General features: G+C 72.8%; 20 protein-coding genes. 9 read left to right on the top strand and 11 right to left on the bottom strand.

Features of this window, described 5'->3' with window-relative positions; genetic code table 11:
* Positions 1–264 precede the first annotated feature (264 nt).
* The 3 genes from AB0C59_RS18680 to AB0C59_RS18670 all read right to left on the bottom strand — a co-directional run bounded on the left by AB0C59_RS18680 (position 265) and on the right by AB0C59_RS18670 (position 5305).
* Positions 265–3639: a pyruvate carboxylase gene (locus AB0C59_RS18680; RefSeq protein ID WP_363005809.1), complete on the bottom strand. Its 3375-nt coding sequence runs from the start codon at positions 3637–3639 to the stop codon at positions 265–267.
* Between the two features lie 467 nt (positions 3640–4106).
* Positions 4107–4418 carry a hypothetical protein gene (locus AB0C59_RS18675; RefSeq protein WP_363005789.1) on the bottom strand — a complete coding sequence of 104 codons (312 nt, stop codon included), beginning with the start codon at positions 4416–4418 and terminating at the stop codon, positions 4107–4109.
* A gap of 356 nt (positions 4419–4774) precedes the next feature.
* The gene (locus AB0C59_RS18670) at positions 4775–5305 is read right to left on the bottom strand and encodes a DUF4232 domain-containing protein (protein WP_363005787.1); all 531 of its coding nucleotides are present in this window, start codon (positions 5303–5305) and stop codon (positions 4775–4777) included.
* Positions 5306–5433: 128 nt separating this feature from the next.
* Here AB0C59_RS18670 and AB0C59_RS18665 point away from each other — a divergent pair, with 128 nt between their 5' ends.
* Positions 5434–6549, top strand: coding sequence for a PP2C family protein-serine/threonine phosphatase (locus AB0C59_RS18665; protein ID WP_363005785.1), 1116 nt, complete (start codon positions 5434–5436; stop codon positions 6547–6549).
* Positions 6550–6581: 32 nt separating this feature from the next.
* On the opposite strand, the gene AB0C59_RS18660 is transcribed toward AB0C59_RS18665, so the two are convergent.
* The gene (locus AB0C59_RS18660) at positions 6582–7013 is read right to left on the bottom strand and encodes a nitroreductase/quinone reductase family protein (RefSeq protein ID WP_363005783.1); all 432 of its coding nucleotides are present in this window, start codon (positions 7011–7013) and stop codon (positions 6582–6584) included.
* 329 nt (positions 7014–7342) lie between these two features.
* Between AB0C59_RS18660 and AB0C59_RS18655 the strand changes: the two genes are divergently transcribed.
* From AB0C59_RS18655 to AB0C59_RS18645, 3 genes are all read left to right on the top strand, one after another.
* Entirely contained in the window at positions 7343–7858 is a 516-nt protein-coding gene (locus tag AB0C59_RS18655) for a hypothetical protein (RefSeq protein ID WP_363005781.1), read from the top strand.
* 169 nt (positions 7859–8027) lie between these two features.
* A complete protein-coding gene (locus AB0C59_RS18650) occupies positions 8028–9878 on the top strand; it encodes a glycosyltransferase (RefSeq protein WP_363005779.1) in 1851 nt (616 codons plus the stop codon).
* 144 nt (positions 9879–10022) lie between these two features.
* Complete coding sequence (locus AB0C59_RS18645; RefSeq protein WP_363005777.1) at positions 10023–10163, top strand: hypothetical protein; 141 nt, start codon at positions 10023–10025, stop codon at positions 10161–10163.
* Between the two features lie 5 nt (positions 10164–10168).
* Here the strand turns inward: AB0C59_RS18645 and AB0C59_RS18640 are convergent, their stop codons facing one another.
* Positions 10169–10588 carry an MscL family protein gene (locus AB0C59_RS18640; RefSeq protein WP_363005775.1) on the bottom strand — a complete coding sequence of 140 codons (420 nt, stop codon included), beginning with the start codon at positions 10586–10588 and terminating at the stop codon, positions 10169–10171.
* A gap of 252 nt (positions 10589–10840) precedes the next feature.
* On the opposite strand from AB0C59_RS18640, the gene AB0C59_RS18635 reads away from it, so the two are divergent.
* Positions 10841–11185, top strand: coding sequence for a cupin domain-containing protein (locus AB0C59_RS18635; protein ID WP_363005773.1), 345 nt, complete (start codon positions 10841–10843; stop codon positions 11183–11185).
* A 98-nt stretch (positions 11186–11283) separates the two neighbouring features.
* A complete protein-coding gene (locus AB0C59_RS18630; RefSeq protein WP_363005771.1) occupies positions 11284–13197 on the top strand; it encodes a cellulase family glycosylhydrolase in 1914 nt (637 codons plus the stop codon).
* 72 nt (positions 13198–13269) lie between these two features.
* Here AB0C59_RS18630 and AB0C59_RS18625 read toward each other — a convergent pair whose 3' ends face one another.
* The 3 genes from AB0C59_RS18625 to AB0C59_RS18615 form a co-directional block, all read right to left on the bottom strand.
* Complete coding sequence (locus AB0C59_RS18625) at positions 13270–13482, bottom strand: hypothetical protein (protein WP_363005769.1); 213 nt, start codon at positions 13480–13482, stop codon at positions 13270–13272.
* Positions 13483–13653: 171 nt separating this feature from the next.
* Positions 13654–14424 carry an alpha/beta fold hydrolase gene (locus AB0C59_RS18620; protein ID WP_363005767.1) on the bottom strand — a complete coding sequence of 257 codons (771 nt, stop codon included), beginning with the start codon at positions 14422–14424 and terminating at the stop codon, positions 13654–13656.
* A 64-nt stretch (positions 14425–14488) separates the two neighbouring features.
* Positions 14489–15217 carry a TetR/AcrR family transcriptional regulator gene (locus AB0C59_RS18615; protein WP_363005765.1) on the bottom strand — a complete coding sequence of 243 codons (729 nt, stop codon included), beginning with the start codon at positions 15215–15217 and terminating at the stop codon, positions 14489–14491.
* 151 nt (positions 15218–15368) lie between these two features.
* Between AB0C59_RS18615 and AB0C59_RS18610 the strand changes: the two genes are divergently transcribed.
* The gene (locus tag AB0C59_RS18610; protein ID WP_363005763.1) at positions 15369–16586 is read left to right on the top strand and encodes a saccharopine dehydrogenase C-terminal domain-containing protein; all 1218 of its coding nucleotides are present in this window, start codon (positions 15369–15371) and stop codon (positions 16584–16586) included.
* A 60-nt stretch (positions 16587–16646) separates the two neighbouring features.
* On the opposite strand, the gene AB0C59_RS18605 is transcribed toward AB0C59_RS18610, so the two are convergent.
* The gene (locus AB0C59_RS18605) at positions 16647–18827 is read right to left on the bottom strand and encodes an alpha-galactosidase (RefSeq protein ID WP_363005761.1); all 2181 of its coding nucleotides are present in this window, start codon (positions 18825–18827) and stop codon (positions 16647–16649) included.
* Between the two features lie 139 nt (positions 18828–18966).
* On the opposite strand from AB0C59_RS18605, the gene AB0C59_RS18600 reads away from it, so the two are divergent.
* Complete coding sequence (locus tag AB0C59_RS18600; protein ID WP_363005759.1) at positions 18967–19674, top strand: helix-turn-helix domain-containing protein; 708 nt, start codon at positions 18967–18969, stop codon at positions 19672–19674.
* A 31-nt stretch (positions 19675–19705) separates the two neighbouring features.
* Here the strand turns inward: AB0C59_RS18600 and AB0C59_RS18595 are convergent, their stop codons facing one another.
* Entirely contained in the window at positions 19706–20137 is a 432-nt protein-coding gene (locus AB0C59_RS18595; protein WP_363005757.1) for an SsgA family sporulation/cell division regulator, read from the bottom strand.
* Between the two features lie 6 nt (positions 20138–20143).
* On the bottom strand, positions 20144–20449 hold the full coding sequence (locus AB0C59_RS18590) for a hypothetical protein (protein ID WP_363005755.1): 306 nt from the start codon (positions 20447–20449) through the stop codon (positions 20144–20146).
* A gap of 368 nt (positions 20450–20817) precedes the next feature.
* Here AB0C59_RS18590 and mgrA point away from each other — a divergent pair, with 368 nt between their 5' ends.
* Positions 20818–21861: an L-glyceraldehyde 3-phosphate reductase gene (gene mgrA / locus AB0C59_RS18585; protein WP_363005754.1), complete on the top strand. Its 1044-nt coding sequence runs from the start codon at positions 20818–20820 to the stop codon at positions 21859–21861.
* The last annotated feature ends 26 nt before the right edge of the window (positions 21862–21887 follow it).

Raw genomic sequence — 21887 nt, 5'->3', positions numbered from 1 at the left:
TCTTCAGTCTTGCGTCCCACCCCCCCCCCCGCGGGGGCCCCGCGCCGGCCCTCGCGGTCCCCCGGCCGCACGCCCGCCCGACACACGGTCGGGCGGCCGTCGCCGTACTCAGCTCGTCGCACGACCGGACGCTGTCGTGACGGCACCGGCCGCGAGCGCGGTGACGGCGACACGGCTGACCACCGCGGAGACGGGCGGGGGCTGCGCCCGCCCGCCGCGGGTGACGGTCGACCGGCCGTCACCCGCTCCCGGGGGAACGTCGGGTCACGCGATCTCCACGAGGAGGTCGCCGCCCTCCACCTGCTGGATGCGGTTGATGGCCAGCCGGGAGACCCGTCCGCTCTTCGGGGCCGTGATCGCGGCCTCCATCTTCATGGCCTCGATGGTCGCCACCGTGACCCCGGCCTCCACCTCGTCGCCCTCGGCGACCGCGAGCGTCACCACCCCGGCGAACGGCGCCGCCACATGGCCGGGGTCGCCGCGGTCGGCCTTCTCGGTCACCGGCACGTCGGAGGCCGCCGCGTGATCGCGCACCTGCAACGGCCTGAGCTGCCCGTTCAGGGTCGACACCACCGTGCGCATGCCCCGCTCGTCCGCGTCGCCGACGGCCTGCAGTTCGATCAGGAGCCGCACACCCGGCTCCAGGTCGACCGCGTACTCCTGCCCGGGGCGCAGCCCGTAGAAGAAGTCCTTGCTGTCCAGCACGCTCGTGTCACCGAAGTCCTGCCGGTGGGTCTCGAACTCGCGCGTCGGCGCGGGGAACAGCAGCCGGTTGAGCGTCGAGCGCGGGGACTTCTCCAGGCCCGTACGGTCCTCGGCGCTCAGCTCCTTGACCGGCTTGGCCTCGGCGCGGCCCTGCAGGGCCTTGCTGCGGAACGGCTCCGGCCAGCCACCGGGCGGGGTGCCCAGTTCACCGCGCAGGAAGCCGATGACGGAGTCGGGGATGTCGAACCTGTCCGGGCTCGCCTCGAAGTCCGAAGGCGTCACCCCCGCGCCGACCAGGTGCAGGGCGAGGTCGCCGACCACCTTGGAGGACGGGGTGACCTTGACCAGATGGCCGAGGATCCGGTCGGCGGCGGCGTACATCGCCTCGATCTCCTCGAAGCGGTCACCGAGGCCCAGGGCGACCGCCTGGGTGCGCAGGTTGGAGAGCTGGCCACCGGGGATCTCGTGGTGGTAGACGCGCCCGGTGGGCGAGGCGAGGCCGGCCTCGAAGGGCGCGTAGATCCTGCGGACGCCCTCCCAGTACGGTTCCAGGTCGCCGACGGCCTGGAGGTCCAGGCCCGTGGGTCGTGCCGAGTGGTCGGTGGCGGCGACGAGAGCGGAGAGCGAGGGCTGCGAGGTCGTGCCCGCCATCGAGGCCACCGCGCCGTCCACCGCGTCCGCTCCGGCCTGGATGGCGGCGAGGTAGGTCGCGAGCTGTCCGCCGGCGGTGTCGTGGGTGTGCAGGTGCACGGGGAGGTCGAACTCGCGGCGCAGCGCGGTGACGAGGGTGGCGGCGGCCGGGGCGCGCAGCAGTCCGGCCATGTCCTTGATCGCCAGGACGTGGGCGCCCGCCTCCACGATCTGCTCGGCCAGGCGCAGGTAGTAGTCCAGGGTGTACAGGCGCTCGGACGGGTCGGACAGGTCGGAGGTGTAGCACAGCGCGACCTCGGCGACTGCGGTGCCGGTCTCCCGCACCGCGTCGATGGCGGGCCGCATCTGGCCGATGTCGTTGAGCGCGTCGAAGATGCGGAAGATGTCGATGCCGGTGGCGGCCGCCTCCTGGACGAACGCGTCGGTGACCTCGGTCGGGTAGGGCGTGTAGCCCACGGTGTTGCGGCCGCGCAGCAGCATCTGCAGGCAGATGTTGGGCACGGCCTCGCGCAGGGCCGCCAGGCGTTCCCAGGGGTCCTCGGCCAGGAAGCGCAGGGCGACGTCGTAGGTCGCCCCGCCCCAGCACTCCAGGGACAGCAACTGGGGCAGCGTGTGGGCGACGGCGGGGGCGGCGGCGAGCAGGTCCTTGGTGCGGACGCGGGTGGCGAGCAGCGACTGGTGGGCGTCGCGGAAGGTGGTGTCGGTGACGCCGATGGTCGGCGACTCGCGCAGCCGGCGGGCGAAGCCGTCGGGGCCGAGTTCGACGAGCCGCTGCCGGGAACCGGCGGGCGGCTCGCCGGCCGGGACGGCGGGGAGCTTGGTGACCGGGTCGAGGAGTTCGGGGCGTTCTCCGTGCGGCTTGTTGACCGTGACGTCGGCGAGGTAGGTGAGCAGCTTGGTGCCGCGGTCGGCGGACTGCCGTGCGGTGAGCAGCTGCGGCCGTTCCTCGATGAAGGACGTGGTGACCCGTCCTGCCTGGAAGTCCGGGTCGTCCAGCACCGCCTGCAGGAAGGGGATGTTCGTGGACACGCCCCGGATGCGGAACTCGGCCACGGCACGGCGGGCGCGGCCGACAGCGGTCTTGAAGTCGCGTCCGCGGCAGGTGAGTTTGACGAGCATCGAGTCGAAGTGGGCGCTGATCTCGGTGCCCGCGTGGGTCGTTCCGCCGTCCAGCCGGATGCCGGAACCGCCGGGCGACCGGTAGGCGCTGATCCGGCCGGTGTCCGGGCGGAAGCCGTTGGCCGGGTCCTCGGTGGTGATACGGCACTGCAGGGCGGCGCCGTGCAGGGTGACGCTCTCCTGGCGAAGGCCGAGGTCCTGGAGTGTCTGCCCGGCGGCGATACGCAGCTGGGACTGGACCAGGTCGACGTCGGTGACCTCCTCGGTGACCGTGTGCTCGACCTGGATGCGGGGGTTCATCTCGATGAAGACGTGGTTGCCGTCCCGGTCGAGCAGGAACTCCACGGTGCCCGCGTTGCGGTAGCCGATCCGCTCGGCGAACCGGACGGCGTCGGCGCAGATCCGGTCGCGGAGCTCCGGATCGAGGTTGGGGGCGGGCGCGAGCTCGATGACCTTCTGGTGGCGGCGCTGGAGCGAGCAGTCGCGTTCGAACAGGTGGATGACGTTGCCGGCTCCGTCGGCGAGGATCTGCACCTCGATGTGGCGGGGGTCGACCACGGCCTTCTCCAGGAAGACGGTGGGGTCGCCGAACGCCGAGGCGGCCTCACGGGACGCCGCCTCGATGGCCTCCCGCAGCTGGGCGGGTTCCTCGACCCGGCGCATGCCGCGTCCGCCGCCGCCCGCGACGGCCTTGACGAAGACGGGGAAGCCGACGTCATCGGCGGCCCGGACGAGTTCGTCGACGTCCGTGGAGGGGGCGGAGGAGCCGAGGACGGGAACCCCGGCCTCGCGGGCTGCCGCGACCGCGCGGGCCTTGTTCCCGGTGAGTTCGAGGATGTCGGCGCTCGGCCCGACGAAGGTGATGCCCGCCTCCTCGCAGGCCCGCGCGAGCTCCGGGTTCTCGGACAGGAAGCCGTATCCGGGATAGATCGCGTCGGCTCCCGCCCGGCGGGCGGCGCGGACGATCTCCTCGACGGAGAGATAGGCGCGGACCGGATGCCCGGGCTCACCGATCTCGTAGGCCTCGTCGGCCTTCATCCGGTGCAGCGAGTTGCGGTCCTCGTGGGGAAAGACGGCGACCGTGCGGGCGCCGAGCTCATAGCCGGCGCGGAATGCGCGAATCGCGATCTCGCCACGGTTGGCGACCAGCACTTTGCGGAACATCCTGGATCCCTTCAGCCCGGCGACGAACGCCTCGGTGTCAGCCATTGGGTGCTCATGCCCTGCCACGACGCGACATCAACAAGTGTGACGGGGATCAAACGGCCGGCCACCGTGGTGGAGCGTCGTGGGTGGACGCGCGCTGGGGTTTTTGTCCGCCGTTCCACTGGCCGGCAGCGGTCCGCCCCCACGGGGCGTCCGCCGGGCCGTGTCATCGTCGACCGGCCCTCGCCCGCCGGTGGGCGGACTGGCGTGCATCCTACGGACGCCGAGGTCGCGCCCGACAGCGTCACCGGCCCGACCTGCGCGTTCCGTGACCCATCTCACCGAGCCCGACCGGCTCACAAGCCGGGCGATCATCGGTGAACGCGGCGAATCGCCCCCGGGTCCGCACGGAGCCGGAACGCGGGAAGGGGCCGAAGACCGTGGGTACGGTCTTCGGCCCCTCGCGAGGAGTCGACGGTTCCGGCTCAGCGGCCGTAGTGGTGGTGGTAGCGGTCCCAGCCGTGGCGGGGAGCCAGGTCCCACCACCACTGTCCCCAGCGGTCGCGGTTGTGGTGACGGTAGTAGTACCGGCCGTGGTTCCAGTGGCCGAAGCGGCGGAGGTCGCGGTCGCCGCCGCGGTCGTGGTCGTAGCCGCCGTAGGAGTGCGACACGCGGTCGCGGTTGTCCAGGCCGTGGCCGTGTCCGTCGGCGAGGGCCGGCATCGCGGCCGCCCCTACGAGCGCGGCCGACGCCACACAGGTGGCGATCAGGCGGACCGTGGTACGAGCAACAGACATCAAGCTGTCCCCTCACATGCGTGCACACCCACCCTGGTGGGAGCCGGCGTGCCGTTCGAGTCCTCGGTTCGGTGCCGAGGACCGAAACTGTGGCGCGCGTCCGCCGCGGGAGATCAGCGAAAGGGCCCGTGTTACACAACACAGACATTTCCGTAACACTCGCTTGTACCGGTCAAAGATGAAGGAAACGACCTCGGGTGGACCGCCGGATCTCGCCCGGCGCACCGCTGAGCAGCATGCTTACCGGCGGGTGGCGGGACAGCCGCTCGCGCGGCGCCCCCGCGCGCTCACCCGACCGGCCCAACGGCCTCTGTAACGAAACCGATGCCGCCGATCAGGTGACACGTCCGGGCGGGTCACGACCCCACCGGCTGGAAGGCGGTGGCCGCGACGTCGCGGCCGCAGAGTGCGAACTCACCGCCGTCGTCGGGCGCGAGCTGCTGTCCGCCGCCCGCGACTCCCACCACGATCGAGGGCGCGACGACGGGATCGGCGCCGGAGGCGCAGTACCCGCTCGCCTCGCCCAGCACCGGAGTGAAGGTGAGCCGGGTGACCGCCCGGCCTCCGACCGCCAACAGCACGGGCTTCGCCGTGCCTTGGCGGACGACGGAGAGCGGTGTGTTCGCCTGCGGCGCGCCCTGGCCCGCGAGCGCGACCGTGGGATGGCCCCGCAGGACGCAGGACCCCGGCCCCCGGTTGACGACGGTCACGACGACCTGTCCGGACGCCGTCCGATGCGCGCCTTCGGCCGTGATCCGCGCGCTCGTGCAGGGGGCGACCGAGGCCGCTCCCCGCCCGGTGCCGGTGTCCGCCGCCGCCGCGCCCGCGCTCGCGAGGAGGCATCCGGTCGCGCACGCCGCGAGCAGGGTCGCTGTGGTCCGATGCACGGGTCGACCTCCCATGGGTTCGCCGGGCGTCCAGGCGCCGCCGCGCGGGGTGCGCGTCATCCCAGCGTCGCACCGTGCGCACTCCCGCGCACCGTGGACCGCTTCGCCCGGCTAAGGTGCAGTTTGTGATGAGGTCAGTCAGGCTCCAGCGCCGTCACGCTCCCTACGGCAACCAGCGGGCGACCGTGCTGCTGTCACCGGTCATCGTCACCGTCCTCATCGCCTGCCTGGCCTTCTCCACCCCGCGGCAGATCGCCTTCAGCCGGCTGCTGCCCGCCGCGCCCGCGCTCGCCGCGGCGATGTGGCCGGTGCTCCCGACGATCGCGCTGGGCGCGTTCTGCCTGCTGGTCATGGTCGCGCTCAGCTTCTTCTACGCCGACCTCGGAACGCCCTACACGGGGGCCGCCATCGTGGCGGTCACCCTGGCCGCGGCCTGGGCGAGCCATCTGCGCCTGCAGCGGGAGGAGGCGCTCTTCCAGGTCCGGCTCGTCGCCGACGCGGCCCAGCAGGTCCTGCTGCGCCCGCTGCCGCGCCGGGTCCAGGACGTCGAGATCGAATCGCTGTACGTGGCCGCGCAGGAGCAGGCCAGGATCGGGGGCGACTTCTACGAGGCGGCCGACACCCCCTACGGGGTGCGGCTGCTGATCGGGGACGTGCGCGGCAAAGGCCTCTCGGCGGTGGGGGCGGCCTCCGCGGTGATCAACTGCTTCCGGGAGAACGCGTACGACCAGCCCGACCTGATGGGCATCATCCATCGTCTGGACACCAGCCTGGCCCGCCACAGCGCCGCGTTCCTCACCCAGTACCAGCCGGAGCACTTCGCCACCGCCCTCATCGCGGAGATCCCGTACGGCGGTGGCTACGTCAGAATCCTCAACTGCGGTCATCCACCGCCCCTGCTCGTCCACCACGAGGAGGTGCGGGTCCTGGAGCCGACGAACCCCTCGCCGCCCCTGAACCTCGCGGCGCTCATCGGTGACCACTACTACGTCGACACCTTCGCCTTCTCCTCGGGCGACCGGCTGCTGCTCTACACCGACGGCGTGTCGGAGGCCCGTGACCGCCACGGCGACTTCTTCCCGCTCGCCCGGTGGGTGCACGAGCAGGGCGCGGTGTCCACGGTCGACCTGCTGGACCGCCTGCACCGGGAGCTGCTCCACTACAGCTCCGGCAGGCTCGCCGACGACACCGCGGTCCTCGCTGTGCAGCGCGTGCACCCGAGGCCGCGCCGGCAGCTCGCGTAGCCCTCGACCGCCCGCCGCCGCGCGTCCCCGCGTCAGGTTCCGTCCGCCGGGACGGGGTCCAGCCGCAGCACGGGAAACCTGCGGGTCGTCCGCCTCTCGTACTCCGCGCTGTCGGGCCAGGACGCGGACCAGATGCCGTAGAGCCGCTCCCAGTTCGACGACGGGTGCGTCACGACGGTGGGCGTCGCCCGCAGGACCCGGTCACCGACCTCGACGGTGACCTCGGACATCGCGGCGGCGTTCGCCACCCAGGCGGGGTCGACGTGCGCGCCGCGCGAGGAGCCGCAGACGAGGTAGCCGTCGCCGTCGACCGCGTACACCAGGGGGTTGACCCGGGCCCGTCCGGTCCGTCGGCCCACCGTGTGCAGGAGCAGCAGCCGCGCGCCCTCGAAGTGGCCCCCCACCTGTCCGCCCCGTTCCCGGAACTCGCCGATGATGCGCCGGTTCACGTCGTTCACGTCCATCGTCCGCCGCCTTGTCCGTCTCGACCCTTCTCCGATCGGTTCCTGGCTATCCGAAGGCGCGTACGAGCGCGGTGCGCCACGCCGGAGCCGTTCGGGGGCCTCCGCGTTCGCGGGCGGCACCGCCCCGGACGGTGGTCGGGGCGGCTGGGCCGTTCGGCTGGTTGACGGACGGACGGGCGGACCCCGGGGCCTGATCGCTCCCGTCCCGTGCACTACTGGGAGCCGCCGAGCGGCGCTCAGGCCGCCGACGGCGACGAGGAACGGGTTGTGGCACGGATGAGAGCACGAGTACGTCTCAGAACGATGTCGGGGTCGGTGGGCCGCCGCGGGTGGCGTGCGCTCCCGCCGCGTTGGCGCTGGGGCTCATGGTGGGCCCCGGCGCCGCCGTGGCGGACACCCCGCGTTCCGCGGCGGTGGCCTGCCACGTGGCGCCGCTGCCGGGCCGCGCCCTGGCGGTCGGGGTACCGGCGACGGCCCGTCCGCTCGGATTCCCCGACGCGGCGGGCGTGTGCGCACGCGGGGCCGTCCGGGTCACGGGCACGGGCACGATCTCGATCAGGACCGACAGCCCCACCGTGTTCGGACCGGCCGGCGACAGCGCGACGACGGCCGGTCAGGGGTTCCCGCTGCCCGGGGTGCCGGCGTACTCCCTGATCGGCCGGATCGGAAACGGTCCCTGGCGCTACATCGGGGCGGGGCCGACCACGCTCGTGGGCCGGGGACGGCTCTACCTCGCGGTGAACGACGACTACTACTCCGACAACAGCGGGGCCTTCACGGCGGGCGTCGCGCGATGCCTGCCCGTGCTCCCCCTCCCCGGGTGCGGCGTGCTCTGCACCGTCTGAGGGGCACGTACCGGCTGTGGGCCCGTCAACTCCCCCGCCGGGGCGGCGCACCCGCGGCCGGACTCCGTGGTCCGCGAGCCGCGCGGGGCCTGGCTTGCGGAAGTCACCAACGATGCAAGAGTGGGAGGAGGGGGCTCCTCGGGTCGATCCTCGGTGAGGGGGCCTGCCGGTGGACGCGTTCTTCGGTGCCGCGCTGGTCTGCAACAGTGTCGCGATGGGCACCGCCCTGGTTCTCCTGCTGTTGCGCTACGTCCCCAGAGCGCGCCCCGGCCGTGCCGTCCGGGCCGGGGCGCTCTGCTGCGCGCTGGCGGCGGCCGGGGTGGTCGCCGTGTACGGGCCGCGCCGCTGGCTGGTGGTGATCGCCCTCACGGAGGCCGTCCTGGTCGTCCTGGTCCACCGGCGCTCGCCCATGCACCTGCCGGGCGCGCTGCTGCTGGTCTCGGTCTACTCGACGGCACTGGCCGCGGTGACGTGGTACGTGCACTTCGCCCTGACGATGGACGTGTCGGCGCTGACGAGGGCCTTCTTCCTCGCGGGCATACCGTCGATGCTGGTGGCGCTGCCCATGGCCTGCCTGCACACGTTCATGGACCTGGAGGCCTTCTGCCGCGACACCTGGTCGCGCCACAACATGCCGCACGCCCCCGCGGTGACGGACGGACCCAAGGTCTCGGTGCACGTGCCGTGCTACGCCGAACCGCCTGACGTGGTGATCGGGACCCTGGACGCGCTGGCGCGCATGACGTACCGCGACTTCGAGGTCGTCGTGGTGGACAACAACACCAAGGACCCGGCGCTGTGGCACCCCGTGCGGGAGCACTGCGCCCGACTGGGCCGGCGGTTCCGCTTCTTCCATGTCGCCCCGCTGGCGGGCGCGAAGGGCGGTGCGCTCAACTACGCGCTGGCGCACACCGCTTCGGACGCGGAGCTCGTCGCGCTGGTGGACGCGGACTACCAGATGGCGCCCGACTTCCTCTCCCGCCTGGTCCAGCACTTCGTCGCGGACGACAGGCTCGGCTTCATCCAGGCCAAGTACAACTTCCGCGACTGGCAGGACAGTCTGTTCCGCACGGGCGCGTACTGGGGCTACGAGGTCTCCTTCTCCATGCTCTTCCGCAGCCGCAACGACCGGATCGCCGCGTATCCGATGGGCACCTCGTGCCTGCTGCGGCGGGCGGCGATCGAGGAGGCCGGCGGCTGGTCGGAGTCGTGCGTGACCGAGGACTCGGAGATCGGCGTACGGATCCAGGCCGTCGGCTACACGTCCTTCACGTTCGACGACCCGGTGGGCGCGGGCCTGGTGCCGGAGACCTTCGCGGCGTTCAAGAAGCAGCGCTTCAGGTGGACCTACGGCCCGATCCAGCAGCTGAAGCAGCACTGGAGGTTCTTCCTGCCCAGGCGGTTCGCCACGCCCTCGACGATGTCCGCGCAGCAGAAGGTGCTCTGCCTCGAGCACGGGTTCGTCCTGGTGACCGGCGGCCTCGCGTTCGCGACCGCGCTGCCGCTGGGGCTCGCCGCGCTCGTGTCGATGCTGGTCCACGGTGAGCAGCCGCCGATGGTCCCGGGCCTGTGGGTGGGGCTCGGCATGGGCCTGTGCACCGCGCTCGTCCTGCGCTGGTGCCGCTACCGGTACATCGCCGGCTCCGCGCACAGGGACACGCTGATGGCCATCGTGGTGGACGCGTCCCTGTCCTGGATCTGCACCTGCGCCACGCTCCACGGCATCCTGACCAGGAGCACGGCCTGGCGTCGCACCAGCAAGTTCAAGGCCCGCTCCGCCGGGTGGCGGGTGCTCTCCACCGTCCGCGTGGAGTGCGCCCTCGCGCTGCTCCTGACCGCCGCCGCGGTGGGAGCCGTCGTGTCCGACGGGTCGGGGTTCCTGCTGCTGATCGGCGTCGTCTTCGGGCTGCGGTCGGTCGCCTACTACGCGGCGGTCGGCATGGCGTTCCTGTCCGAGCGCGATGTCCGGCGGGCCGCCGCCGTCGCGGCCCCCGCGCGGGGCGAGCTCACCTCGGTGTAGTCGGCCCGACCTGCGAGATCGTCACCCGAACGGCCTACACGATCGGGGGACCCGGGTGCGGCTTACTCCGTTCGGCCGCACGCTGAGGGTGGAAGCCCTGTTCGAAGCACCGTAGCTGTGATCACTGCTCCATCTGGAGGCGCCGTGGTCGTCATAGCTCTGCTCGTGCCAGTCGCACTCCTGCTCCTCATGTTCGCGCTGGACGCGCTGGAGGACCTCCTGTTCCCCCCGCCCGACCCGCCCGCACAGGACCCCACCATCCCCGACCAGTCGATACCCGAGTGACGCGGTCAGACCTGGACGGTGCCGCAGTAGCGGCACTTTCCGGCCGCCTTCGGCACATCGTCCGCAAGGCAGGCGGGACAGGTCTTGGCGGGCACCGGATCCCCGAAGACGGTGACCCCCCGCCGGGCCTGCGAACGCTTGTAGGGCAGGACGATCAGGAAGTAGACCACCGCCATGAAGACGACGAAGTAGATCAACGCGGAGACGAACGCTCCGATGTCCAGGTAGGTCGCGGCGTTGCCCGGCTTGCCGAGCTGCCAGCCCAGACCGGGCGACGTCCCGCCCTGGGCCCGGGCGATGACGGGATTGATCACGTAGTCGGTGAACGCCTTGATCAGTGTGCTGAACGCCAGTGCCACGATCAGTCCGACCGCCACCACGATGACGTCGCCCCGCATCAGGAAGTTCCTGAAACCGCGCAGCATCGATGATCCTCACTTCCTGTCACGCCCCGAGCCCCACCCGTCCTCTGCTCGTCACCCTCAGTGTCACCACGCGTCGCGCGGGGGCGCACCCGGGGCGCCCCCGATCGGGCAGGTCCCGGCCGCGCGTGACGTGCGGCACCGGGCAGGTCGTGGCGCGGGTGGCACGGGACCGGCTAAGTGTCCCGTGAGGCGGGTCGACACCCGACACAGTGTCTGCGGTCAAGCCCCCGTGGGGCCCGTTAGGGTCGCGCCATGACCCACAGCTTCGTCGTCCATGTCCCCGACGCCGCGCTCGCACCGCAGCCGCTCGACCCCGCGCAGATCGTCTCCGGCTCGCCCGAGGTGACCTGCGCGGTCCTGTGGGAGTCGCGGGACGGGCGCCAGGAACGGGGCATCTGGCAGATCACCCCCGGCGTGGTGACCGACACCGAGGCCGACGAGGTGTTCGTGGTCGTCAGCGGATCGGCGACGATCGAGGTCGAGGGCGGCCCGACGCTGCGGGTCGGGCCCGGCGACACGGCGGTGCTGCACGAGGGCGACCGCACCACATGGACGGTGCACGAGACGCTGCGCAAGGTGTACGCGATCGGAATGTGAACCCCCGTTACGGGAGCGGGAGTTGCTCCGCGAGGGTGGTTCCGTAGACTGACGGCCGACCCCGGTCCACGCACCACCGCCCGCCCGCAGGGGGCCGTATGCCGTCCAGATGTCTGCGCCACCTGACCGCGGCGGTCGCGGCCGTCCTGCTGTCGGCGGCGGCACCCGGGGCGGTCGCCGCCGCGCCGGCGCCCGCCACCGCGACCGCTCCCGCCTCCTCCCCCGCCGCGGACACCTGGCAGCCGCCGCTGTCCACCCGCGGCCGGTACGTCGTCGACGCCGCGGGCGACCGCTTCCGACTGAAGGCGGCCAACTGGGACGGCGCACAGGGCTCGTGGACCGGCAGCGGTGACATCGCCGACCCGGCCTCCCACCACGCGGGCCAGGACTCCCACGGCATTCCGCTCGGCCTCGACCGGGTCCCGCTGCCCCGGCTGCTCGCGGACTTCCACCGACTGGGCATCAACAGCGTCCGGCTGCCGTTCTCCAACGAGATGATCCACACGACGGCCACCGTCCCGGACCCGGCCGTCGCGGCCAATCCGGGGCTGCGCGGCATGACACCGCTCCAGGTGTACGACAGCGTCGTGGCCGCCCTCACCCGGGACGGGTTCGCGGTGATCCTCAACAACCACACCAACACCACCCGCTGGTGCTGCGGAGTGGACGGCAACGAGCGGTGGAACAGCGGGCAGTCCACGCAGCGGTGGGCGGACGACTGGGTGTTCATGGCCCGCCGCTACGCCGCCAACCCCCGTGTGGTGGGCGCCGATCTGTACAACGAGGTGCGCCGCGACATCCTGGACGACCCCAACTGGGGCCTCGGCGACGCCCACGACTGGTACGCCGCGGCGCAGCTCGCCGGGGACCGCATCCTCACCGAGGCCAACCCCTCCCTGCTCATCGTGATCGAGGGGATCAACTGGACCGGGCTGCCCGTGGACGGACTCCCGCACGGCAGACCCGCCCTCACCCCGGTCCGCGCGCTCTCCCACACGCTCGTCGACGCCCACAAGCTGGTCTACTCGGCCCACTTCTACGGCTACACCGGCCCCCGCCACAGCGGCGCCACCGGACTCGGGGAGACCCACGACCCGCGCTACCAGGACCTCACCCGCGACCAGCTCCAACAGGCCCTGCACGACGAGGCCTTCTACGTCGCCGAGGAGTCCGGGCAGCACTTCACCGCGCCTGTCTGGATCAGCGAGTTCGGTGTCGGAGCGGGCGAGAGCGGCACCGCCGCCCGCACGTGGTTCGGCACCTTCACCGACTACCTCGCCGACCACGACGCGGACTTCGCGTACTGGCCGCTCGTCGGCTGGGAGGGCCACGACGACTGGGCCCTGCTGCGGTACGACAGCGCCGGTGACCGCCACGGCATCCTGGACCCGTCCGACTGGCGCGGCGCGGCGTGGAGTCGGCTCATGACCTCTCCCGGCCGCACCGGGCCCATCGCCCCGACCCCCACCTGGCGCATGCTCAGCACCGACCACGGCGACGCGGTGGAGTCACGGCGGGTACGGGCCGGCGGCGACTGGGACGTCGGCGCCTCCAAGGCCGTGTGCCCCGACGGACTGCGGCTGGCGGGTCTGGGCCACACCGGCGGCAGGGGGCTGTGCACCGACGTCGCCGGCGGGGATCTGCGCGCCACCGGGACGGACACGACCGTGGTCACCGACGAGCGCCATGTTCCCCCCGGCGGCGACTGGGCCGTGGGCTACACCAAACTCCAGTGCCCCGCCGCGCAGTTCCTCATCGGCTACAGCCGTCGCGGCACCCGCGTGTCCGCGGCGCTGTGCGTCCCCGCGAAGGGCGTGCCGGGCACGGCGGGGCGGACCGTGTGGTTCGACCGCTCCGACAACCGGCCCACCGGCGCGGCCGGGGGCGACTTCGCCGTGGGCGACCGCAAGGGCCAGTGCGCCGACGGCGAGTACGCCGCGGGGATCGCGTTCACCGCCCGGCTGGGAAGCAGTCCGGGGCCGGCCGCCCTGCTGTGCCGGGCGCTGGGCTGACCGCCGGCGGGCGCGGTGCCGTGGCCTCGGTCGCCGCCCCGGCACCGCGGGTGCGCGGGGCGGCGGGGCGGTTCACCTGGACGGCGGGGCCGGGGGAAGCGCGGAGCGCTGCTGCGCCGGCGGGTGGGTGGCGAAGCGGCCCGACTGGAAGCCGCCGGCCGGCTGCCCCATGGTCATCACCCCTTCCAGCTCACGACGTATACTCTCGGCCGCGTCGCGAACCCGGGCGGGCACGTCGCCACGTTCGGCGACGAGCTGGTGGTAGATCGGGGCGTCTTGGAACACGGGGCAACAAGGCCTTCCTGTAGGTGGCATCCCTGCATGGGCGGCTATCGAGTGTAGGGGCAGCCCGAACGTCGCCGTCACCCGCCGGTCCGATGGCCGAAACGCTCCGCCCGCCGGCCGGACGGCAGCCCCTGGGCTGTCCCGTGATCCCCGGCGGATCAGCGCGCGGCGTCAGCTCACGAAGCGGTCCAGGACCGCGGTCAGTTCCGCGGGCTTCTCGACCGGGAGTTCATGGCCGGCGTCGATGACGCGGACCTCGGCGTTCGGGTAGGCCTTGGCCATGCGCAGCATCTGCCGCACCGGGAGCTGGATGTCGTGGTAGCCGTGGACGATGAGGGTGGGCGCGTCGATCTCGCCCAGGCGGTCCAGGACGTCGAAGTCCCGCATGGCGCCGTAGCACGTCATGACGACCTCGCGCGGCGTGGCCGAGGAGCCCTCGACGTACGCCCGGATCTCCTCGCGCGGGTGGCCGGGAGCGAAGGCGCGCCGGATGTTGGCCGCGACGAACAGCCTGAAGGGGACCATGGTCGAGGCCGACATCAGCAGGGCTCTCCCCCGGCTGTACGCCATCTTGGCGATGGAGCCCACGAGCACCAGGCGTTCGACGCGCTCGGGGTGGGCCAGGGTGATGGTCTGGGCGATCATCCCGCCCATGGAGTGGCCGATCAGGACGAACCGGTCGACGCCCAGGTGATCGAGGAGGGCCAGCACGTCGCCGGCCAGCGCCTGTATGGTGCGCGCCCCCGAGCCGCCGCTCTCCCCGTGCCCCCGCAGGTCGAGCCGGATCACCCTGCGCCCGGCGGCGAAGTGGGCCACCTGGTGGTCCCAGCGGTGCCGGTCGGCCGTCCAGCCGTGGACGAACACCAGGGGCACGCCCCCGCCGTCGCGGGGCCCCTCGTCGTCGTACGTGAGTGCTGCGCCGTCGACTTCGAGCTGCGGCATGGGGCGCCTCCTGGGGCACGGTCGGGCTACTGGCGAGTACGGTAGTCGGCTCCGACCACGGCCGTCACCGCCGTTCGCCGTCCTCCCTGCCGTTCAGCACCGCCAGCCGGGCCGCCGCGCTGTCCAGCAGCATGTCGAGCGCCGTGGGATAGGCGCTGCTGACCATGCGGGCGGCCAGCAGGGGGGCGGCCTCGGCGATGTGCGGATGGGTGGACGCGGGCAGTCGCGCGTAGGTCGACCCCCACCGCGACTCGTCGGCGCGCAGCGCGTCGCTGGGCAGGGCCAGCGACGCGGCGTCCAACGCGGCGAAGGCGAGGGTCTGGTCGATGAAGGCGTGGTAGACCCGCACCGTGTCGGGCAGGGGGAAGCCCGCCGTGCGCAGCACTCCCAGTACCGCCTCGTCGGCCGCGAGTTCGTTCGCCCTGCCGCTGACACGGCTCGCCGTCAGCTGCGCCGCCTGCGGGTGCGCGACATAGGCGGCGTGGATGCGCAGACCGAGGGCGCGCAGGTCGTGCCGCCAGGCGCCGGTCGGCGTCCAGCCGCGCAGGGCCTGGCCGATGAGGGCGTCGCCGATGGCCAGCACGAGGGCGTCCATGCCGCGGAAGTAGCGGTAGAGCGTGCTCGGGTCGCAGTCGAGCGCCATGCCCAGCCGCCGCGCGGTCAGTCCGGCACTGCCGTGCTCGCGCAGCATCCGCAGCGCCGTGCCGACGATCAGGTCCTCGGACAGCACGGTGCCGCTCTTGGTCGGGCGCCGCCGTCGCCGCCCCTCCTCGGGAACCACCCGTTTCGGCATCCCGCCTCCTCGCTCGCCCCGACCGGCGTCCCGCGCGGGCCACCCCGCCGCGTGCCGGGAATCTTATGCCAACGCCATTGACCTTATCCGGGCGCCGGGCGTTGTATCGGGCGTCAACCGGACCGGGACAAGCGGAAGAGGAGTGGTCGGCATGCGGGTACTGCTGGTGGGAGCGGGTGGTGTGGGCACGGCGATCACGCGGATCGCGGCCCGGCGTACGTTCTTCGGGGCGATGGTCGTCGCCGACCACGACCCGGCGCGGGCCGAGGCGGCGGTCGCCGCCCTTCCCGGCGACGCGCGGTTCACGGCCGAGGCCGTGGACGCGGGCGACGAGGCGGCGGTGACCGCGCTGCTGCGCCGGCACCGCTGCGACATCCTGCTCAACGCCACCGACCCGCGGTTCGTGATGCCCCTGTTCCAGGCGGCGCGGGCGGCCGGAGCCGGATACGTCGACATGGCGATGTCGCTGTCGCGGCCGCACGAGTCGCGGCCGTACGACGAGTGCGGGGTCAAGCTCGGCGACGAGCAGTTCGCGCGGGCGGCGGACTGGGAGAAGGAGGGGGCGCTGGCGCTCGTCGGCATGGGGGTGGAACCGGGTCTGTCGGACGTGTTCGCCCGGCACGCGGCCGACGAGCTGTTCGACGACATCGAGGAGATCGGCATCCGCGACGGCGCGAACCTCACGGTCGAGGGCCATGACTTCGCTCCGTCCTTCAACATCTGGACCACGATCGAGGAGTGCCTGAACCCTCCCGTCGTCTACGAGGAGGGCCGCGGCTGGTTCACCACGGCGCCGTTCAGCGAGCCGGAGGTGTTCGACTTCCCCGAGGGCATCGGCGAGGTCGAGTGCGTGAACGTGGAGCACGAGGAGGTGCTGCTGGTGCCGCGCTGGGTCGACGCCCGCCGGGTCACCTTCAAGTACGGGCTGGGCCGGGAGTTCATCGAGACCCTCAGGACGCTGAGCCTGCTGGGGCTGGACCGCACCGCGCCGGTGACCGTGCCGGGCCCGGACGGGCCGGTGGCCGTCTCGCCCCGGGACGTCGTCGCGGCCTGCCTGCCGGACCCGGCGACGCTGGGCGAGCGGATGCGGGGCAAGACCTGTGCGGGCACCTGGGTCCGGGGGACCAAGGACGGGGCGCCGCGCGAGGTGTACCTCTACCACGTGGTCGACAACCAGTGGTCGATGGCCGAGTACGGCTGCCAGGCGGTGGTGTGGCAGACGGCCGTCAATCCGGTGGTGGCGCTGGAGCTGCTCGCCGGGGGGAGCTGGTCGGGCGCCGGTGTCCTCGGTCCCGAGGCGTTCCCGGCCCGGCCCTTCCTCGACCTGCTGACGGAGTACGGGTCGCCCTGGGGCATGCGGGAGCAGTGACCCCGCCCGCTCCGGGCCTGCCGGACCGCACCGCGGGTCGCGGTCCGGCAGGGGGCGGGCTCAGGGGGTGCGCCGCACCTCCAGCAGCAGGGCCTGGTCCGGGTCGAGGTTGGGCATGGGCAGTCCGGCGAGGGCGAGGACCGCCCCGGGCAGGGGCAGCCATCCCTCGATCGCCGCCGGCAGCCACGCGGGGCCCGAGGTCTGGCGGAAGGACGGCAGGCCCAGTTCGGTGCGGACGCGCACCTCGTAGGGCGCGGCGGCGTCGAGGCCGGGCAGCGTCACGCGTCCGCTCTGCCCCTCGGGCGAGGTCGCCACCCGTGCCCAGCAGTACACGGCGGCGGACCGGTCGTGCGCCACGACTCCGTGCAGCAGCGTCGCGTCACCGCCGAGATCGGCGCGGACCGTGCGTCCGCTGTGCAGCAGGGGGCGCAGTTCCTTGTGGAGAGCGGTCCAGGCGGTGAGCCGGGCCAGCTCCTCGGGGGTGCCGCGGGTGATGTCCTGCTCGATGCCGGCGTGCCCGAACAGGGCTGTCGCCAGCCGGAAGGAGTCGGCGCTGACGCGATGGGTGGTGTGGCTGGCGGCGGCGCCGACATGGGCGCCGATCAGCTCGGGCGGCAGCAGCTGCGCGGTCCAGCGCTGGATGGCCTGGCGCTCCACCGGGTCGTTGCAGTCCGAGGCCCACACCCGGTCGGTGCGGGCCAGGGTGGCGAGGTCGATCCGGCCGCCGCCGCTGGCGCAGCTCTCGATCTCCAGGGCCGGGTGGCGCTCCTTGAGCGCGTCGAGCAGTTGGTGCAGGGCGAGGACCTGCGCGTGTGCCACGGGGCGGTCGGTGGGGCCGTGGACGGCCTCGTGCAGCTCCCGGTTGTGGTCCCATTTCAGGTAGGCGATGCCGTACTTGGCCACGAGTTCGTCCAGCGCGCCCACCAGGTGGTCCCAGACTCCGGGGTTGGCCAGGTCCAGGACGTGCTGGTGGCGGGCGGAGGGGCCGGGGCCGCGGGCCGGGCCGAGCACCCAGTCGGGGTGTGCGCGGGCGAGGTCGGAGTCGAGGTTGACCATCTCCGGCTCGACCCACAGCCCGAACTCCATGCCGAGCGAGCGCACATGGTCGACCAGGGGTGTCAGGCCGTCCGGCCACACCACCGGGTCCACCGTCCAGTCCCCGAGGCCCGCGGTGTCGGAGCGGCGGCCCCGGAACCAGCCGTCGTCCAGGACGAAGCGCTCCACTCCGATCTCGGCGGCCCTGTCGGCCAGCCGCAGCAGCCGGTCCAGGTCGTGGTCGAAGTACACGGCCTCCCAGCTGTTGAGGATCACCGGACGCGGGCCGCGCGGATGGGTGGGCCTGGACCGCAGCAGGGTGTGGAACCGGTCCGCGAGCCCGTCCAGGCCCTGGTCGGACCAGGCGAAGTGGCACACCGGGGTGGTGTACGACTGCCCGGGCGCGAGCCGGATCTCCCCGGCGGGCAGCAGCTCCCCGCCGCCGAGCACCCCCGCGTGCGTGCCCGCGCCCTCCGGCAGTTGCTCGACCACGTAGCGCTGGTCGCCGCTCCAGGCGACGTGCACCGCCCACACCTCGCCCGCGCGGAAGCCGAAGCCGGGCACCCCGGCGGTCACCAGATAGGGCGAGTCGAGTCCGGGCTTGCCGCGCCGGACCTCCCGTGTGTACGTCCCGAAGCCGAGCGGGCGGCGCTGCGGGGAGCGTTCACGGCTCCACTTGCCGGTGAAGTCCAGGATCTGGGCGGCCCGTCGGGGCAGCGGCAGCAGCGTGGTGACGTGGGCGAGGTCGTACGGCACGGGGTCGGCGTCCTGCCGCCGGGTGAGCGTGCTGTGCACGCTCAGCACGCCGGAGGGCTCCATCCGATAGGTGACGACGGCATCGAGCCCGGTGACGGGGTCGGCGAGCAGGACGTCCAGTTCCCCGCCCTCGGCCGCCGGGCGGTGCGCGGCCCCGACCAGGCTCATCCGGGGCGCGGCACGGGTGCCGCCCGCGTGGCCCGCGTGGGCGGGGGTGCCCATCCAGCCGTCCGCCTCGGTGGGCCAGACGGTGAACCGGCGGGGGATGTCGAGGGAGTTGTTGAGTCTCGCGGGTTCGCCGGTCAGGGCGAGGGCCGCGAGCCCCGTCGCCGTCAGGTCGCCGAGGTCGGCCCCCCAGTGCAGGACCCGGGGCACCGGCTCCGCCAGTTCCACGACGAGACAGGCGCCGGCGGCGCGCAGGGCGAGGATCCGCGCGTGGGATTCGGACATGCAAGTCCTGCCTTTCGGACGCGTCCTTTTGTTCCTCATCATGTCCGGGACGGGGGCCGGATCCACCCGTGGCGCCGGGCGCGGCGCGGCCTGAGTCGCGGCCCCGATTGTGAGGGGGCCCTCATGTTAGACTCGGCGCATGAGCCCCCGATCCACTCCCCCCGCGCCCGAGGCTCCGGCCAAGCCGCTGCGCCGCGACGCGCGGCGCAACCGGGACGCGATCGTGGCCGCCGCGCGGGAGGCCTTCGCGACGGAAGGCGTGGGCGCGTCGCTCGAAGGGGTCGCCCGCCAGGCCGGCGTCGCCATCGGCACGCTCTACCGGCACTTCCCCACCCGGCTCGCCCTGGTCGAGGAGCTGTTCGCGGCGAAGTTCGCCGATCTGCTGGGCGCCGCCGAAGAGGCCGCCGCCATGGACGACCCCTGGCAGGGGTTCTGCCACTACCTGGAGCGGTTCGCCGAACTCCAGGCGTGCGACCGCGCGTTCAACGACCTCGTGTCCTCCAGGCTGCCGACCCACGCGGTCAGCTGCCAGGCCGTCGAGCGCGCGAAGGAACTGGCCGACCGGATCTTCCGCGACGCCCAGGAGCAGGGCCTGCTGCGGGACGACGTCGTCCCCGAGGACCTCGCCTTCGTCATGTGGTCGCAGGCGGGCATCATCCGGGCGACCCGCACCGTCGCGCCCAGGGCCTGGCGGCGCCATCTCCACCTGATGCTGGACGCGTTCCGCGCGCAGTGCGTGCACGAACTCCCCGAGCCCCCGCTCACCCGGGAGGAGGTCGACGCGTCCCTCACCGCCACGTTCGAGTGCCGCGCGGAGGCCTGCGGGGAGTGCGAGGACGAGGACTGACCGCCACCGCCCACGGCGGAGGCGGAGGGGATCAGTCGTCCGCGAGCAGCCGCTCCAGTTCGGCGTCCAGGTCCAGCCGGCCCGACTCGGAGCCGGGCGGCACCATCTGCAGCGTCTGACCCAGGAAGGACTCCACGCCCTCGACGGGGATCTCGAGCAGGACCGAGCCCGCGGGCGGGCTGAGGGCGATGTACAGCACGTCCCGGCCGAGGCCGTCCCCCGACCACATGCGGACGTCCCCGTGACCCGCGTGCCCCCGCAGGGCCCGGGTCAGCATGTCGCGACCGAAGAACCACTCGACCACTCCGGCGCCGCCGACGGAGCCGACCGTGCGGAAGACGGCGCGGACGGCGTAGGGGTCGCCGGCGTCGTAGCCCAGCTCCACGGACAGCGGCACGGACATCTCACGTGACACGACGAGCCGGGCGGGCAGCTCGTACGCCACGGCTCTCGTCGCTCTCACGGCGCCTCAGCGCTGGGCGGCCAGCAACTGGTCGACGAGCCAGCGGTCGACACCGCCGTGGCGGACCGGGGTCACGTCCTTCCACGAGCCGTCGTTCCAGACGTAGAGCCGGTGCCCGTCCCAGCGCAGCCGGCCCTCCAGGTGCGTGGCACCGCGGACACCGCGGTCCTCGTGGGCGACGGCCGGGGTGCGGTCGTGCGCCACGGGCCCTGACGTGGCCGCCGAGGCGGCGCCGCCGGCGCCGAGAACGACTCCGCCGACGACCGCCGCGGAAACGAGTGCGGCCGGGACGCGCCTGACGAACCTGTTCATGATGATCTCCTTGTCACCTGCCACGGTCCCGCTTCGTGAGCGGCGTGGCGTCACGCTGTGAACGGCGGTGCGAGGCGGTCGTGCCCGCCTGCCGCCGGGCCGTCGAACCTATTCGGAGGGGTCCCTCATGTTCGACTCCCCCACCGTACTCGAGGGACCCCTCATGTTTGCGGTGAGGCTCGTCACAGCACCGGAGGGAGGCGGGGACGGCTCCACGGCCCCGCGCCGGGCGGCTGCGGCGATTCAGAAACCGCACCGGTGAATCCCAGCCGGGACAGCGGTTGGACTTCAGGATCACTTCGGAGCAGGGTGGAGCCGTGCCCTCGATCCCGACGGGCGCTGTGTACCGCACCACCGGAGATCGCCCGATGAACCACGTCGCGGACCCCGCTCGCTACGACGGCACCATGCGCTACCGGCGTACCGGCCGCTCGGGGCTCGACCTTCCCCTGCTGTCCCTGGGCTACTGGCACAACTTCGGGGACGACCAGCCGTTCGAGACCCAGCGCGAGATCGCCCTGCGCGCCTTCGACCTCGGGATCACCCACCACGATCTCGCGAACAACTACGGACCGCCCTACGGCTCCGCGGAGATCAACTTCGGGCGCCTGATGAAGCAGGACCTGGCCCCGTACCGCGATGAGCTGGTGGTCTCCACCAAGGCCGGCTGGGACATGTGGCCCGGCCCCTACGGCCAGGGCGGCGGTTCCCGCAAGTACCTGCTCGCCTCGCTCGACCAGTCGCTGAGCCGGACGGGGCTCGACTACGTCGACATCTTCTACTCGCACCGGCTCGACGCGAGCACACCGCTCGAGGAGACGATGGGGGCGCTGGACACCGCCGTGCGCCAGGGCAAGGCCCTGTACGTGGGCATCTCGTCGTACGACGCCGAACGGACCCGCGAGGCCGCCGCCATCCTCCGCGAGCTGGGCACCCCGCTCCTCATCCACCAGCCGTCGTACAGCATGGTCAACCGGTGGATCGAGACCGACGGGCTGCTCGACGCCGCCCAGGACGAGGGTTTCGGGGTCATCGGCTTCACCGCGCTGGCACAGGGCCTGCTGACCGGGCGCTATCTCGACGGCATCCCCGAGGGGTCCCGGGCGTCGCAGGGCAAGTCGTTCGACACCGCCTGGCTCTCGGACGACATGCTGCGCAGGCTGCGCGCACTGAACGAGGTCGCGGCCCGGCGCGGCCAGACGCTCGCCCAGATGGCCCTGGCCTGGGCGCTGCGGGACGAGCGCGTGACCTCGCTCGTCATCGGCGCCTCGCGCACGGAGCAGCTGGAGCAGAACGTCGCCGCGCTGGAGAACCTCGACTTCACCCCGGAGGAACTCGCCGAGATCGACACGTACGCCACCGACGGCGGCGTCGACCTGTGGCAGGACGCCCGCCTCGGCAACGTGCGCTGACCCCTCTCCCGTCCGGCCTACGCCGC

Origin of the sequence: Streptomyces sp. NPDC048664 (genome assembly GCF_040650555.1) — a bacterium.
In the GTDB taxonomy this organism is placed as follows: Bacteria; Actinomycetota; Actinomycetes; order Streptomycetales; family Streptomycetaceae; genus Streptomyces.
The sequence above is the reverse complement of the archived record's forward strand: the minus strand, read 5'-3'. Positions and strand labels throughout refer to the sequence as shown.